The following is a 14911-nucleotide window of genomic DNA, read 5'->3' as shown; positions in this document are numbered from 1 at the left end:
GGATGTCCCTCCGCCCACAACCTCCACCCATCACCTCCGTACAGAGCAGCTGTACGGAGCAGTGGCTACGGAGCAGTTGTACAGAACAGGAGAGACAGTCATGCCGAGTGTGTTCGTACAGGGCAGGCCCGTCCCGTCGTATCCCTCGCTCGCGCCCGACGCCCGGCGTGGGTCGGTGCGGCGGATCACCGAGGTCGGCGAGGAGGTCCTGCACAAGCCGTGCCGGGACGTGACCGAGTTCGGGCCCGATCTCGCCGCGCTGATCGACGACATGTTCCTGACGATGTACCTCGCCGACGGGGCCGGCCTCGCGGCGAACCAGGTCGGCGTCGATCTGCGGCTGTTCGTCTACGACTGCCCGGACGACGACGGTGTCCGGCATGTCGGGCACATCGTCAACCCGGTGCTGGAACCGCTCGCCCCGGCCGGGCGACGACTCCTCGACGAGCACGAGGGGTGCCTGTCGGTGCCGGGCGCGACGATGGACGTACCGCGTCCGGACCGGGCCGTCGTGCACGGGCTCGACAAGGAGGGTGAGCCGCTGGTCGTCGAGGGCACGGGGTATTTCGCCCGCTGCCTCGCCCACGAGACGGACCACGTGAACGGACACGTCTATCTGGACCGGCTCTCCAAGCGGGAGCGGAAGGACGCGCTGCGGCAGGTGGCGGACCGGCGGAGCGAGGTGTTCGCACGCCGGGCCGCCAAAGCAGCCGCGTTCAGTGGCCGATCCGACAACGGCCGATCGGACAACGGCTGATCACGCCTTCGGCGCCACCTTGCTCAGGCCGTTGATGATGCGGTCCATCGCGTCGCCGCCGGTCGGATCCGTGAGGTTCGCGAGCATCTTGAGCGTGAACTTCATCAGCAGGGGGTGGGACAACCCGCGCTGGGTCGCGATCTTCATGACCTTCGGGTTGCCGATGAGCTTCACGAAGGCGCGGCCCAGCGTGTAGTAGCCGCCGTAGGTGTCCTTGAGGATGCGCGGGTAGCGCTGGAGGGCGAGTTCGCGTCCCGCGGGGGTCGAGCGGGCGTGGGCCTGGACGATGACGTCGGCGGCGATCTGGCCGGACTCCATGGCGTAGGCGATGCCTTCGCCGTTGAAGGGGTTCACCAGGCCGCCGGCGTCGCCGACCAGCAGCAGGCCCTTGGTGTAGTGGGGCTGGCGGTTGAAGGCCATGGGGAGCGCGGCGCCGCGGATCGGGCCGGTCATGTTGTCCGGGGTGTAGCCCCAGTCCTCGGGCATCGAGGCACACCAGGCCTTCAGCACCTCGCGCCAGTCCAGCTCCTTGAAGGAGTCGGAGGTGTTGAGCACACCGAGGCCGACGTTGGAGGTGCCGTCGCCCATGCCGAAGATCCAGCCGTAGCCGGGGAGCAGCCGGTCCTCGGCGCCCCTGCGGTCCCACAGCTCCAGCCAGGACTCCAGGTAGTCGTCCTCGTGGCGCGGGGAGGTGAAGTACGTGCGGACCGCGACGCCCATCGGGCGGTCCTCGCGGCGGTGCAGGCCCATCGCGAGGGAGAGGCGGGTGGAGTTGCCGTCCGCGGCGACGACCAGCGGGGCGTGGAAGGTCACTTCCCGCTTCTCGCCGGTGTCACCGAGCTTGGCGTGCACGCCGGTGATGCGCCCGGTGCGGTCGTCGATGATCGGGGCGCCCACGTTGCAGCGCTCGTACAGCCGCGCGCCGGCCTTCTGTGCCTGGTGCGCGAGTTGCTCGTCGAAGTCGTCGCGTTTGCGGACGAGGCCGTAGTCCGGGAAGGAGGCGAGATCCGGCCAGTCGAGCTGCAAGCGCATCCCCCCGCCGATGATCCTGAGGCCCTTGTTGCGCAGCCAGCCGGCCTCCTCGGAGATGTCGATGCCCATGGCGACGAGCTGCTTGGTGGCGCGCGGGGTGAGTCCGTCGCCGCAGACCTTCTCGCGCGGGAACTCGGTCTTCTCCAGGAGGAGTACGTCGAGTCCGGCCTTGGCGAGGTGGTAGGCGGTGGTGGAGCCGGCTGGCCCCGCGCCGACGACGATCACATCGGCGGTGTTTTCGGAGAGGGGCTCGGTCACGGCGGGATCTCCCCAAGTTCGGAATCTGCGTGCCGACGGGCACTGAACATGGGCAGTCTATTCAGCAGAATTGATCACCCGGCTGAAGGGCTGCCCAGTGAACCGAGCTCTCCCCGTAGTACGGCTGCGTGTTCCCACCGACGAGGACGCCGTCGCCTGGCATCGGACCTTCGCCCACCCGGACGTCATGGAGTTCCAGGGCGGCAGGGCCGCGGAGCTGTCCGTCTACGAGGAGCTCACCGCCCGCCAGCGCCGGCACGACGCCGAGCGCGGGTTCTGCCTGTGGACCGTGCTCGACGAGTCCGGGCAGGTCATCGGCTTCACCGGCGCCCAGCCGTGGGAGCGGGACTGGGGGCCGCGGGGCGAGATCGAGATCGGCTGGCGGCTCGGCCGCGAGCAGTGGGGCCGGGGGTATGTCACGGCGGCCGCGCGGATGACACTGGAACGGGTGCGGGCGGCGGGGGTGCCGAGCGTGGTCGCCATGGTCGACGCGCGCAACACCCGGTCCGTCGCGGTCACCCAGCGCCTGGGGATGCGCCTCGTCGAGGCCTTCCGGACGCCGACGTCCCAGCGCGAGGGGCACTGCTACCGGCTGGACCTCTGACCGCCGAAGATCGCCGGAGACAGCCGGGGACAGCGGGAGCCGGCCGGAGCCGGCCCGGAACCGACCGGGACCGACCGAGGCCGACCAAGATGGACCGAGACCGCCACTCCATAACAGACAGTAACCAACTGTCACAGAAAGACACTTGGCGCTTCCGGGTGATGTGCCGCCGGAGTTACCCTGCCAGTACCGCTGGGGGTGACATCTGTGCGCATAACACCCAAATCGCCCGAGGTGCGTGTGCCGAGGCTGGTCGGTCTGATGGCCGTGGACGCACGGGAGGCGGCCGATACGGGCGGCGTGCTGCTCGCCGCCCCCGACCGGCCCGACTTCCGTCGCACGGTCGTGGAGTACGTCGTACGCCAGTACCCGCCACCCGGCGCCGAGGTGCCGCGCGGGACCGTGGTGACCGTCTGGTTCGAGTTCGGCGAGGGTGAGGGCGGTGGCGGCGCGGGTGTGCACGAGCCGCGTCTGCCGCGCCCGGGCGGCGGCGGCATGCAGCGCGAACTAGACGAGCCGCGCGATCCCTTCGCCGTGGCCGGGTTCAGCTCACCCTGCTGACCACCGGGGCACCCCGCGCCGCTACCGCTCCTCGGCCTTGAAGCCCCGGTGCAGGGACACGATCCCACCCGTCAGGTTCCGCCAGGCCACCTTCGACCAGCCGGCCTTCTGGAGGCGCTCGGCCAGCGCGGGCTGGTCGGGCCAGGCGCGGATGGACTCGGCGAGGTAGACGTAGGCGTCGGGGTTGGACGACACCGCGCGCGCGACCGGCGGCAGCGCGCGCATCAGGTACTCGGTGTAGACGGTCCGGAAGGGCGCCCAGGTCGGGTGCGAGAACTCGCAGATCACGACCCGGCCGCCGGGCTTGGTCACCCGGTACAGCTCGCGCAGCGCGGTGTCCGTGTCCTGCACGTTGCGCAGCCCGAAGGAGATGGTGACGGCGTCGAAGGTGTCGTCCTTGAAGGGCAGCCTCGTCGCGTCGCCCGCGGTGAACGGCAACCAGGCGTGCTTCCGCTTGCCGACCTGGAGCATGCCGAGCGAGAAGTCGCAGGGGACGACGTAGGCACCGGTCTGCGCGAAGGGCAGCGAGGACGTGGCCGTACCGGCGGCCAGGTCCAGGATCTTCTGCGCGGGACGGGCGTCGACGGCCCTGGCGACCTCCTTGCGCCACACCCGGTCCTGGCCGAGCGAGAGCACGTCGTTCGTCAGGTCGTACCGTTCCGCCACGTCGTCGAACATCGAGGCGACTTCGTGCGGCTGCTTGTTCAGGGAGGCGCGGGTCACGGGCCCATTGTTGCAGGACGTCCCTCCGCGCCCGGTCACGGGAGGAGCCGTGGCCGCTTCTTCCCCGCCACGTCCTCGACCCACCCGCACAGCAGGATGAACACCGCGATCAGGACCCAGCCGATCCCGAACATGAACCACTGGCTCTCCAGCGGCAGCCACTTCTCGAAGGCCGGCACGTTCCAGAACCGGTCGATCAGCGGGACGGCCAGGATCAGCGCGATCTCGTGCCAGAGGTAGATCGTCACCGCGCGCGCGTTGAAGACCGTGACGATCCGGTCGAGGTGCCGGAAACGGGTCAGGCCCGCGAAGTCGATCCGGAAGTACGACTTGGCCCACATCAGCAGCATCACGTACCCGGCCGACCAGTACGTCTGCGCGAGCGGGTTCTCGTCCAGGTCGTAGGTGCCCGCCTCGGCCTGGTGCGTGAAGGCGTACCAGCCGCCGAAGCCGATCGCGGCGAGCGACAGGACGACCACCAGGAACGGCTTCAGCCGCTGCAGCACACCGTCGCGGTGGGCGAAGCCGAGGACCCAGCAGAAGAGGTACGTCGACAGGTCCCACAGCGCGTTGCCGAGCCGGTTGTCCGGTCCCGACCACACGAACTTCAGGATCACGATCGGCACGAGGGTCAGCAGCAGCACCGGAACCGGCGCCTTGCGGAAGAGCCACAGCAGGACCGGGGAGAGCAGGACGAACCAGATGTACGTCCGCAGGTACCAGAGGATCTCCCAGGCCTGGACGCCCCACTGGTTGCCCGGCGGGTCGCCGAGCGGCACGATCCAGAAGACGATCTGCCAGCCCGGCATCCAGTCGTGGACCAGCATCGCGACGACCACGAAGAAGCCCCAGAACCAGAACGGGGGCAGGAGCCGCCGGAGCCGGCTCTTCACCACCTGGTACGCGGGGCGCTCCAGGGACTTCGCCATCAGCGTGCCGGCCAGGCCGAACATGATCCCCATGGACGGGAAGACCATGCCGCACCAGGCCCAGCCGAAGGTGTGGTAGGTGACGACACGGACGAGGGCCACGGCCCGGAGCGTGTCGAAGTAGCGGTCGCGGCCGGCCGACTTCGCCGGTGGCGCAGGCTTCTCCTCCTCCGCCCCGACAGCAGCCTCGGCCCCCGGTTCCACCCCCGGCCCCGGATCCGGCCTCGGCTCCTCCATCACGAGCAGGCTCGCCGTCGCGCCGGGCGCCGGCTCCCCCTGCCCGTAGTCCACGTACTGCTGCGGGTACCGCTGCTGCGGATACGGCTCTTGCGGGTACGACGGTTGCGTGTACGGCTGTTGCGGATGGGACTGCTGCGGATAGGGCTGCGGGGCGTACGGCTGCCGTCCGTAACCCTCGTATCCGTTGCCGTATCCGTATCCGTCGCCGCCGCCCTGACCTTGGCCCTGGCCCTGGCCTTGGTCGGGCTGCTGCCCGTACCCGTCGCCGTATCCCTGAGGCTGTGCCTGGGGCTGTCTCTGCGGATACCCCTGCTGCTCCTGTCCCCAGCTCATCAGCTCGCCCCTGCCGGGGTGCCGACCTCGCCGGTCCGCTTCAGCTTCTGCCAGCGCAGTCGGCCGCCGGTGAGGGCGGTGATGCAGGAGTGGATGAGGACGAGGTACATCATCTGGCGGTAGGCCAGCTGTTGCAGCGGCATCATCAGCAGGTAGCGGTACTTCTCGCGGTCGAGCCGGAAGGCGTAGGCCGCGCAGAACAGTTGGACGCCCAGGACCGCGAGCCAGGCCAGCAGTGCCGCCCGGAAGTCGACGAAGATCATCGAGTAGACGGTGAACACGTCGATGAGCGGGGCGAAGACCGGCGTGACGATCTGGAAGATCACCACCAGCGGCATGCCTACCCGGCCGAAGCGGCCCGAAGGCCCCTTGTCCGTCAGCGACTTGCGGTGCTTCCAGAGCGCCTGCATCGTGCCGTAGGACCAGCGGTAGCGCTGCGACCACAGCTGCTTCAGCGAACCGGGCGCCTCCGTCCAGGCCTTGGCGTGCTCCTGGTAGACGACCTGCCAGCCCGCGCGGTGCATGGCGATGGTGATGTCGGTGTCCTCGGCGAGGGTGTCCTCGCTCATGCCGCCGACCTCCAGCACGGCGTCGCGGCGGAACGCGCCGATCGCGCCGGGGATGGTGGGCATGCAGCGCAGCAGGTCGTACATGCGGCGGTCGAGGTTGAAGCCCATCACGTACTCGATGTGCTGCCAGGCGCCGATGATCGTGTCGCGGTTGCCGACCTTGGCGTTGCCGGCGACCGCGCCGACCTTCGGGTCGGCGAAGGGCTGCACGAGCTGGTGCACGGCGTCCGGCTCGAAGACCGTGTCGCCGTCCATCATCACGACGATGTCGTAACTGGCGTTGCGCACCCCGTTGTTGAGGGCAGCGGGCTTGCCCGCGTTCTCCTGACGGATGACCCGGACGTTCGACATGCCGAGCGAGCGGGCCGCTTCGAGCGAGATCTCGGAGGTGCCGTCCGTCGAACCGTCGTCCACGACGATGATCTCGATCGGATGGGTGCTCTTCGCCAGCGACTTGAGGGTGTTGGCGATGCACTCCTTCTCGTTGTACGCCGGGACGATCACGCTCACCGGGCGGGTGACCGTGGGCCCCCAGGTGAACCGCCGTTTGTTGCGCTGTCTGTGGTGGCGGCGGGCGAGGACCAGCATCATGCCGAACCTGCCGATGACGGCCACGCCCACGACGATCAGCCCGACCGAGAGCGTCGGCACGGCCAGCTCGGCGACGGCGACGGCGACGATGAGCGCCTTGCCCTCGTAGAGGGTCGCGCCGGTGGCCTCGCGGTGCGCGGCCTGCAGCCGGTCGGAGGCCGAGACCTGACCGCCCGCCTGTCCGTTTGCCTGCCCGTTCGGCGCTCCCCCGGGCTGCTCACCACCGTTCGTCCCCGTCGTCCCGGTCGCCCCCGGCGCGCTCGCCGAAGCACCGGCCCCGCTCCCGGCCCCAGTCCCCGTCCCGCCCCCGCTCCCGGTCGCCTGCGTGCCCGTGCCACCGCCGCCGTTCTGCTGCTCGATGACACCGCTGATGGTGGTGAAGGTGTACCCCTTCTTCCGCATCTTCTCGATGTACGTCGGCAGCGCCTTGATGGTCTGCTCGCGGTCGCCACCGGCGTCGTGCATCAGCACCGAGGCGCCCTTGTTCTTCGACGGCGTGGCCCACTTGACGATCTTCGAGACGCCCGGCTTCTTCCAGTCGTCGCTGTCGGTGTCGACGAAGACGCTGGTGTAGCCCTCCGCGCCGAGCGCCTTGTAGACGGGCCAGCTGTAGTTGTCGATGGCGTCCGTCTCCGAGGAGTACGGCGCCCGGAACAGCGTGGTGGTGATGCCGGCCGCGCCCGCGAGCGCCAGCTGCGTCTGCTCCATCTCACGCCGGATGCGGGCGTCGCTCTGGTAGGAGAGGTCGACGTGGGTGAACGTGTGGATGCCCACCTCGTTTCCCTGGTCGACCATGTCCTTCACGATGCCCGGGTAGCGCGAGACCATGGAGCCGACCAGGAAGAACGTGGCGGGGACGTCGTACTTCTCCAGGATCTCCAGGACCCGGGGCGTGTACGTCGGGTTGGGGCCGTCGTCGAAGGTGAGCGCGATCGTCTTGTCCGGCACGGACGTCGTCGTGGCCCGTCCGCCCTGGAAGGTGATGATCGGCCCGCCGTCGAGGATCTTGTCGGGCACCTTGCTGCCGCTGGCCCCGTCGCGCACCCGCTGGTCGCCGCCGACCTCGGCGCGCAGATAGCCGTCGAGCAGCATGATGCTGGTCAGGCCGAGCAGGAGCAGCAGGGCGAGGATGACCCGGGGTTTCTGGAGCGCCGAGGCCCTGCCCGCCGCCCGTTCGATCCGGGAGGGGGCACGCCTGCGTCCGCGTGAGGGTGTCGTCGTAGTCATGGGGTGGCTGCGTTCCGGTCAGTCGGCGGCCGCGGCGGACGCGGTCGGAGCGGAGCTGGGCGGCTCGCCGGTGGCGACGCCGGTGGGCGGGGTGCCGCTGGGCTTCACGGGCGGGGTGCGGGTGGCGCCCTGCGGCTGCCCGGGGCCGGGCCCGGCCCCGGGTCCGCCGTCGGCGAAGGGCACGAGTGACGACGGGCTGATCGAGGTGCCGATGCCCATGAAGGCCATGCCCAGCACGACCGCGTACCCGAGGCACACGACGCCGAGGAGGATGCCGATGCGGCGCAGTGCCTTGGACCGGCGTCCGGAGTTGTCAACGAACACGGGACCCTCGGCGGACCCATTGCCGCGTTTGCGGCGGCGACCACGCACGGCCGGCGCGGCAGCGCGATTTTCGATGGCGGGCTCGGAATGCATTCCCCGGATATTAGGGACCCTTTATGTGGCCCAAACTCCGACTTGCTTGTGAGAGGAGCATGAGAAACAGCGAAAGCTGTCCTTTCTCTGAGAGATTCCCGGAATCCTTGCGCAACCCGGAGCGGAGAGAAAGGAGTTGAATGCCCGGATTGAGCGCCCGCTCGGCGCCCTTTGACCACATCTGCCCGCGGAGTGTCTGTGTGCTTGCTGTCCGCCCGAACCTCAGCTCCGTGTGAGACATTTCCGATGCGGAAACGGGTTTTGTTTCCGTCCTGAGACAGAAATCACGAGAGCGGGAGCGTGCTCAATGCGGAGTTTCCTCAAGCCGGCGGCCGGGCTCACCTGCCTGTTTGCCCTGGCCACCGCGGGGTGCTCCGCGGAGTCCGCGGATTCCGACGACTCCGCGGACACCTCCTCCGCCGCGCCGCGGCAGTCGAGCGCGTCCCCGACGACGGAGGCCACGTCGGCCGCGTCGACGACGTCGTACGCCCCCTATGTGAGCGCCACGGAGGCGTCCGGCAACGACTCCAAGGGCTCCCCCACGACGTACAACCTGGCCTTCGTGATCTCCGGCGGCAGCGACTGCACGCCGGAGTGGAACGGGACGACGGCCATCGGCGACTCCGCGGTGAAGTCCCGCATCGCGCGGCTCAAGGAGGACGGCGGCACGGTCCGTGTCTCCTTCGGCGGCGCCTCCGGCGACGAACTCGCGGCGACCTGTGACAGCGCGTCCGCGCTGGCGAAGGCGTACGGCAAGGCGCTGGACGCGGCCGGCTCCACCCAGGCCGACTTCGACATCGAGGGCACCGAACTCACCGACTCCGACTCGGTCGACCTGCGGTCCGAGGCCATCGCCGCCCTCCAGGAGGAGCGCTCCGAGCTCCAGGTCTCCTTCACGCTCCCGGTCATGCCGTCCGGCCTCGACGCCGACAGCCTGGCCCTCCTCGCGTCGGCCAACGAGCACGACGTACAGGTCTCCACCGTCAACATCATGACGATGAACTACGCCGAGTCGTACGACGAGGACATGGGCGACTACGCGCTCACCTCAGCGAAGGCCACGCACGCCCAGATGAAGGACATGTTCGGGCTGTCGGACGCGGCTGCCTGGCGGGGCATGGCGCTGACCTCGATGATCGGCGTCAACGACGTGGACAACGAGACGTTCACGCTCTCCGACGCGGCCCAGGTGCGGGCGTTCGCGGAGGAGAAGGAGATCGCGTGGGTGTCGATGTGGTCGACCTTCCGCGACCAGCAGTGCGAGAGCGGGACCGCCAACGACGACGCGGCGACCGACTGCAGCGGGGTGGAGCAGAGTGCGGGGGCGTTCGCGGAGGCCTTCGCCGAGTGAGCCCGACCCGCCGGGTGAACCGGGCGGGCTAACGCCGCCTGTGCACCAGGCGTCCCGCGCACACCGTCGCGATACACGCCCCGGTCCCGTCGAAGACGGCGAGGTCGGCGCGGCCGGCCTCGACGAGGGCGGCGGGGCGCGGGCGCGGGAGCACGACCAGGTCGTTGCGCTCGGCCGCCGCCCGGAGCCCGGCGGAGTCGACGTACTCCTCCAGCACCGCCACCGCACCCAGTTTCAGCACGGCGTGGACGCGTTCCCGCGGGCTGGGCGCGTCCGGGAGCGGTCCCTCGTGGACGAGGGCGGGGCCGAGTGTGCCGGGCCAGCGGCGGATCCTGGCCCCCGGGAAGCGGTCCGCCAGCTCGGCGAGCGGCCCGACCGCCGCGACCCGGGACCCCTCGACGGCGACGGCGCCGTCCTCGACGGACTCCGGCTCCGGAGCGTCCCAGCCGCGCCGCACCTCGTCCGCGGCGTGAATCGTGAGCACGGGAACGCTAGTTGGCGTTCAGCAGCTTCAGCTCCGGGTGAGCCGTGCCGCCCTCGATCGCCGTGGACGAGATGTGGGACATGACCCGCTCGTCGACGGGGTCGTTCGCCGGGTCGTCGTGGACGACGAGGTGCTCGTACGTCGTGGCCCGCTGGGCCGGGACGCGTCCCGCCTTGCGGATCAGGTCGATGATCTCCATGCGGTTGGAGCGGTGCTTGGCCCCGGCGGAGGAGACGACGTTCTCCTCCAGCATGATCGAGCCGAGGTCGTCCGCGCCGTAGTGCAGCGACAGCTGGCCGACCTCCTTGCCGGTGGTGAGCCAGGAGCCCTGGATGTGGGCGATGTTGTCCATGAACAGCCGGGCGATGGCGATCATCCGCAGGTACTCGAAGAGCGTGGCCTGCGTACGGCCCTTCAGATGGTTGTTCTCGGGCTGGTAGGTGTACGGGATGAAGGCGCGGAAGCCGCCGGTGCGGTCCTGTACGTCACGGATCATCCGCAGGTGCTCGATGCGCTCGGCGTTGGTCTCGCCGGTGCCCATGAGCATGGTGGAGGTGGACTCGACGCCCAGGCCGTGCGCCGCCTCCATGATCTCCAGCCAGCGCTCGCCGGACTCCTTGAGCGGGGCGATGGCCTTGCGGGGGCGGGCGGGCAGCAGCTCGGCACCGGCGCCGGCGAAGGAGTCGAGCCCGGCCGCGTGGATCCGCGAGATGGCCTCCTCGACGCTCACCTTGGAGATCCGGGCCATGTGCTCGACCTCGGACGCCCCCAGCGAGTGGATCACCAGCTGCGGGAAGGCCTGCTTGATGGCGGAGAAGTGCTTCTCGTAGTACTCGACGCCGTAGTCCGGGTGGTGGCCGCCCTGGAACATGATCTGCGTACCGCCGAGTTCGACGGTCTCCGCGCACCGGCGCAGGATGTCGTCGAGGTCGCGGGTCCAGCCCTTGGCCTCGTCCTTGGGGGCCGCGTAGAAGGCGCAGAACCTGCACGCCGTGACGCACACGTTCGTGTAGTTGATGTTGCGCTCGATGATGTACGTCGCGATGTGCTCGGTCCCCGCGTACCGCCGCCGCCGTACGGTGTCCGCGGCGGAGCCCAGCGCGTGCAGCGGGGCGTCGCGGTAGAGGACGAGCGCTTCCTCCGGGGTGATGCGCCCACCTTCGGCGGCACGGTCGAGGACGGCTGTGACATCAATAGACGTGAGGTCGGCCTGCTCGGTCACCGGGGGCGTCCCTTTCGTCAAGGTGGACGGACTGAACCAGCCTACGCCAGGCGGTTTCCCCGTCGGCCCTCAGGCCGCGTAGGCGCCGACCAGCAGCCCCAGGTACGCGCCCGCGATCAGGAACGGCCCGAACGCGATGGTCGTCCTGCGCCCGGCCCGCCGCGCCACCACGAGCGCACCGCCGTACAGCGCCCCCAGCAGGAACCCGGCGAGGGTCCCCAGCAGCAGGGTCCCCCAGCCGTACCAGCCGAGCACCGCCCCGACGCCGAGCGCCAGTTTCACGTCGCCAAGGCCCATGCCCGCGGGGTTGACCAGCCACAACACGAGGTAGCCGGTGCCGAGCGCGAGCGCGCCCAGCACCGCCGACGGCCAGTTCCCGACGTGCTCGGGCAGCAGCGCGACCAGCCCGAGCAGCAGCAGGGCGGCGCCCGCGAGCGGCAGGGTCAGCACGTCGGGCAACCGTTTGACCCGCAGGTCTACGAGGGCCAGGAGCACTCCGACGGGCGCGAGCAGCAGCCAGACGGCGAGCTCGGGCCGGGTGTCGGTGGCGGCGGCGAGACCCGCGCAGAGGACCGCGGTGGCGAGGGCGACGGGGAGTACGCGGGGGCCGTACGCGCCACCGCGACGGGCGCCACCGACCTGGTCCGTACCGTCGTCGGCACACGTCCCGCAGCGCGCCCTTCCCACCCAGCCCCGGATCGGATGCCCCCCGGGGCACGTCTCCCGCCACGCCTCCTGCGCGGGCACCGAGAACCGGTGGGCGGCCCGCGGGACCAGCGCCCCCGCCACCGCTCCCCACAGGGAGGCGACGGCGATCAGCAGAGCGGTCATCCGGTCGTGACCTTCGACAGCCGTGCCCGCGGTCGCCCGGAGTCCGTGCTGTCCGAGTCGTACCGGAGGTCGTCGCCGACCGGCGTGATGCGGACCGTGTGGGCGGCCTGGCTGCACACGCCCCGGTTGGACTCGGCGCCGACGGCACTCGCCACGATCTGCTTCGCCGTCACCTTCTTCAGGGTCAGGACGTCGTCGCAGACGCCGCCGAGCACATCGGTGTGGCGGAGCGTGCCCAGCTTCTCGCCCACGTCGACGCGTGCGACGGTCAGCCGGAAGGTCCCCATGGGGAGCGTGCCGTCCAGGGCGACGGCCTGCCCCTCCCAGGTACCGGCGTACCGGCGCGGCACCGCGCCCGCGGCATCGCTCGCGCTCGGCGCCGGGGAGTGGGAGCCGCTGTCCGAGTCGCCGGCGGCGTCGGAGCCGCCGCCGCGATCCGGCATCAGGTCGAACACCAGCACCGACCCGACGGTCACCGCCGCCAGCGCGCCCGCGACCGCGAGGGCCACCGTGCAGCTGAGCCGGCGTCCCCGGCCGGTGGGCGCGGGGGCCGCCGTGGCGGAGATCGAGACGGAGAGTTTGCCGGGGCCGCGATCGGAGGGCGTGGTGCCGGACGCGTCACGGGGTTCGGGGACGGCCCCGGCCTCCCGCGCCGGTGTGTCCATGGAGGCCATGACCGGCGGCGGCCCGAACACCCCGGCCGGGACGGCGGGCGAGGAGGGTGCGGCGGGCCCCACCGATCCCTCGACCACCGCCGCCTCCGAGGTCCGGCTGAAGTCCACCGGCCCGGACGTCACGTCCTGCGCGGTCTCCAGGTTCAGCAGCCGTACGGCCGACCGGCTCACCTGTTCCACCAGCGCGCCCGGCAGCCAGCCGCCCGCCACCAGTCGCGCGGCCCCTTCCGGAGCGAGCCGCCGGGCCACTTCCGCGGGCGTCGGCCGGTCGGCGGGGTCCTTGGACAGACAGGCCTCGACGAGCGACCGCATGTCACCGTCCAGGGAGCCGAGTTCGGGCTGCTCGTGGACCACCCGGTAGAGCAGGGCCGCCGAGGAGTCGCCGCGGAAGGGCGCCTCGCCGGTCGCCGCGTACGCGAGGACCGCGCCCAGCGAGAAGACGTCCGCCGGTCCGGTGGCCCCCTGGCCGAGGATCTGCTCGGGCGACATGTAGCCGGGCGAGCCGATGGAGACTCCGCTGGAGGTCAGGGAGGCGGTCCCGTCGGTGGCTCGGGCGATACCGAAGTCGATCAGGAGAGGGCCGTCCAGCGTCAGCAGCACGTTCGACGGCTTCACGTCCCGGTGCACCAGGCCCAGTGCGTGTACGGCCGTCAGCGCCTCGGCGAGCCCCGCGCCCAGCGCTCGTACCGAGGGGGCGGGCAGTGCGCCGGCGTCCGCGACCGCCGCCGACAGCGAGGGCCCGGCCACGTAGGCGGTGGCCACCCACGGCACCGCGGCCTGCGGGTCCGCGTCCAGGACCGGCGCGGTCCAGGCGCCGCCGACCCGGCGTGCCGCGTCGACCTCGCGGCGGAAGCGGGCGCGGAACTCCTCGTCCAGCGCGAAGTGCGGGTGCACGATCTTCACCGCGACCGTGCGGCCCCCGGCGCTGCGGCCGAGGTAGACCCGGCCCATCCCGCCGGAGCCGAGCCGGCCGAGCAGCCGGTAGGGCCCCACGACGGTGGGTTCGTCGACTCCGAGCGGCTGCATGGCGTCGCTCCTCCCCCGTACGCCTCAAGTCGGCAGCAGCCTAGTCGCCCGGGCCGTCCGGGCCTCAGGGCTGGAGCAGATCGACCTTCACCTCCGCGGGGAAGCCGGTCGTCGGGCCGACCCGGCGGGCGAACTCCGCGACCGCGGCGAGCTGCGGGCCGCCGAAGCGGAAGTCGAGGGTGGTGAAGTAGCGCTCCAGGACCTCCTCGTCGAAGGCCTCCCAGCGGGCCGCCTGCTCGGCGACCTTGCCGACCTCCTCTAGGGAGAGGTTGCGGGAGGCGAGGAAGGCCTCGTGGACCTGGCGGGTGATGGCGGGCTCGCGCTCCAGGTAGTCCCGCCGGGCCGCCCACACCGCGAACACGAACGGCAGCCCGGTCCACTCCTTCCACAGCGCGCCCAGGTCGTGGACCTCAAGGCCGAACCTCGGCCCGTCCAGCAGGTTGGCCCGCAGCGCCGCGTCCCCGATGAGGACGGCGGCCTCGGCCTCCTGCATCATCAGGCTGAGGTCGGGCGGGCAGGTGTAGTAGTCGGGCCGGACGCCGTAGCGGTCGGACAGCAGGAGCTGCGCCAGGCGTACGGAGGTCCGCGAGGTCGAGCCGAGGGCGACGCGGGCGCCGTCCAGCTCGTCCAGCGGGACCTTCGAGACGATCACGCAGGACATCACCGGGCCGTCGCAGCCGACCGCGATGTCGGGGAAGGCGACCAGATCGTCCGCGTTCTTGAGGAACTCGACCAGCGTGATGGGCCCGATGTCGAGGTCCCCCCGCACCAGCCGCTCGCTCAGCTTCTCCGGAGTGTCCTTGGTCAGTTCGAAGTCGAGCAGCGTGCCGGTTCTCGCGAGCCCCCAGTAGAGGGGCAGGCAGTTGAGGAACTGGATGTGGCCGACGCGCGGCCGGGTGCGAGAAATGTCCACATCGCGAGACTAGACCCATTGGAGTAGGCTCCAGACTCCGACCCCGAAGTCAACCCCTTTGTGATCTTCAAACGTCTGAGTGACGTGATCTTGGCCTCTATTGCTTTCGGCTGCCTGCGTGCTAGGCTCGCCGCAAGTTGCAGTTTGGTTTCCCTTGCAGTACAGAGCC

At 70.6% G+C, this 14911-nt stretch carries 14 protein-coding genes; 4 read left to right on the top strand and 10 right to left on the bottom strand.

Annotation, left to right across the window (positions count from 1 at the left end; translation table 11 throughout):
* Nucleotides 1-100 precede the first annotated feature (100 nt).
* Nucleotides 101-757, top strand: coding sequence for a peptide deformylase (gene def, locus ACZ5VD_RS27055; protein WP_468547722.1), 657 nt, complete (start codon nucleotides 101-103; stop codon nucleotides 755-757).
* On the opposite strand, the gene ACZ5VD_RS27050 is transcribed toward def, so the two are convergent.
* Nucleotides 758-2047, bottom strand: a complete 1290-nt coding sequence (locus ACZ5VD_RS27050; protein WP_468547723.1) for a geranylgeranyl reductase family protein — start codon at nucleotides 2045-2047, stop codon at nucleotides 758-760.
* A 97-nt stretch (nucleotides 2048-2144) separates the two neighbouring features.
* On the opposite strand from ACZ5VD_RS27050, the gene ACZ5VD_RS27045 reads away from it, so the two are divergent.
* Both ACZ5VD_RS27045 and ACZ5VD_RS27040 read left to right on the top strand, forming a co-directional pair.
* Complete coding sequence (locus ACZ5VD_RS27045; protein ID WP_468547724.1) at nucleotides 2145-2651, top strand: GNAT family N-acetyltransferase; 507 nt, start codon at nucleotides 2145-2147, stop codon at nucleotides 2649-2651.
* A 234-nt stretch (nucleotides 2652-2885) separates the two neighbouring features.
* On the top strand, nucleotides 2886-3212 hold the full coding sequence (locus tag ACZ5VD_RS27040; protein WP_468547854.1) for a PASTA domain-containing protein: 327 nt from the start codon (nucleotides 2886-2888) through the stop codon (nucleotides 3210-3212).
* 21 nt (nucleotides 3213-3233) lie between these two features.
* Here the strand turns inward: ACZ5VD_RS27040 and ACZ5VD_RS27035 are convergent, their stop codons facing one another.
* Genes ACZ5VD_RS27035 through ACZ5VD_RS27020 form a run of 4 tightly spaced genes read right to left on the bottom strand, consistent with a single transcriptional unit; the run spans nucleotide 3234 to nucleotide 8148 of the window.
* Nucleotides 3234-3935: a demethylmenaquinone methyltransferase gene (locus ACZ5VD_RS27035; protein ID WP_468547725.1), complete on the bottom strand. Its 702-nt coding sequence runs from the start codon at nucleotides 3933-3935 to the stop codon at nucleotides 3234-3236.
* A gap of 35 nt (nucleotides 3936-3970) precedes the next feature.
* Nucleotides 3971-5437, bottom strand: a complete 1467-nt coding sequence (locus tag ACZ5VD_RS27030) for an acyltransferase family protein (RefSeq protein ID WP_468547726.1) — start codon at nucleotides 5435-5437, stop codon at nucleotides 3971-3973.
* Nucleotides 5437-7824 (bottom strand): bifunctional polysaccharide deacetylase/glycosyltransferase family 2 protein, encoded by a 2388-nt coding sequence (locus ACZ5VD_RS27025; protein WP_468547727.1) that lies wholly within the window; start codon nucleotides 7822-7824, stop codon nucleotides 5437-5439. The genes ACZ5VD_RS27030 and ACZ5VD_RS27025 overlap by 1 nt, the downstream gene beginning before the upstream one ends.
* A gap of 18 nt (nucleotides 7825-7842) precedes the next feature.
* Nucleotides 7843-8148: a hypothetical protein gene (locus ACZ5VD_RS27020; protein WP_468547728.1), complete on the bottom strand. Its 306-nt coding sequence runs from the start codon at nucleotides 8146-8148 to the stop codon at nucleotides 7843-7845.
* A 400-nt stretch (nucleotides 8149-8548) separates the two neighbouring features.
* Here ACZ5VD_RS27020 and ACZ5VD_RS27015 point away from each other — a divergent pair, with 400 nt between their 5' ends.
* Nucleotides 8549-9592, top strand: coding sequence for a chitinase (locus ACZ5VD_RS27015; RefSeq protein WP_468547729.1), 1044 nt, complete (start codon nucleotides 8549-8551; stop codon nucleotides 9590-9592).
* 28 nt (nucleotides 9593-9620) lie between these two features.
* On the opposite strand, the gene ACZ5VD_RS27010 is transcribed toward ACZ5VD_RS27015, so the two are convergent.
* The 5 genes from ACZ5VD_RS27010 to ACZ5VD_RS26990 form a co-directional block, all read right to left on the bottom strand.
* On the bottom strand, nucleotides 9621-10076 hold the full coding sequence (locus ACZ5VD_RS27010) for an imidazolonepropionase-like domain-containing protein (protein WP_468547730.1): 456 nt from the start codon (nucleotides 10074-10076) through the stop codon (nucleotides 9621-9623).
* A 7-nt stretch (nucleotides 10077-10083) separates the two neighbouring features.
* Nucleotides 10084-11298 carry a cyclic dehypoxanthinyl futalosine synthase gene (gene mqnC, locus ACZ5VD_RS27005; RefSeq protein WP_468547731.1) on the bottom strand — a complete coding sequence of 405 codons (1215 nt, stop codon included), beginning with the start codon at nucleotides 11296-11298 and terminating at the stop codon, nucleotides 10084-10086.
* Between the two features lie 69 nt (nucleotides 11299-11367).
* Nucleotides 11368-12129, bottom strand: coding sequence for a prepilin peptidase (locus ACZ5VD_RS27000; protein WP_468547732.1), 762 nt, complete (start codon nucleotides 12127-12129; stop codon nucleotides 11368-11370).
* The gene (locus ACZ5VD_RS26995) at nucleotides 12126-13829 is read right to left on the bottom strand and encodes a serine/threonine-protein kinase (RefSeq protein ID WP_468547733.1); all 1704 of its coding nucleotides are present in this window, start codon (nucleotides 13827-13829) and stop codon (nucleotides 12126-12128) included. Before ACZ5VD_RS26995 ends, ACZ5VD_RS27000 begins: the two co-directional genes overlap by 4 nt.
* 64 nt (nucleotides 13830-13893) lie before the next feature.
* On the bottom strand, nucleotides 13894-14742 hold the full coding sequence (locus ACZ5VD_RS26990; protein ID WP_468683615.1) for a menaquinone biosynthetic enzyme MqnA/MqnD family protein: 849 nt from the start codon (nucleotides 14740-14742) through the stop codon (nucleotides 13894-13896).
* Nucleotides 14743-14911: the final 169 nt, after the last annotated feature.

It is taken from the genome of Streptomyces sp. NPDC032822 (assembly GCF_055578825.1).
The sequence above is the reverse complement of the archived record's forward strand: the minus strand, read 5'-3'. Positions and strand labels throughout refer to the sequence as shown.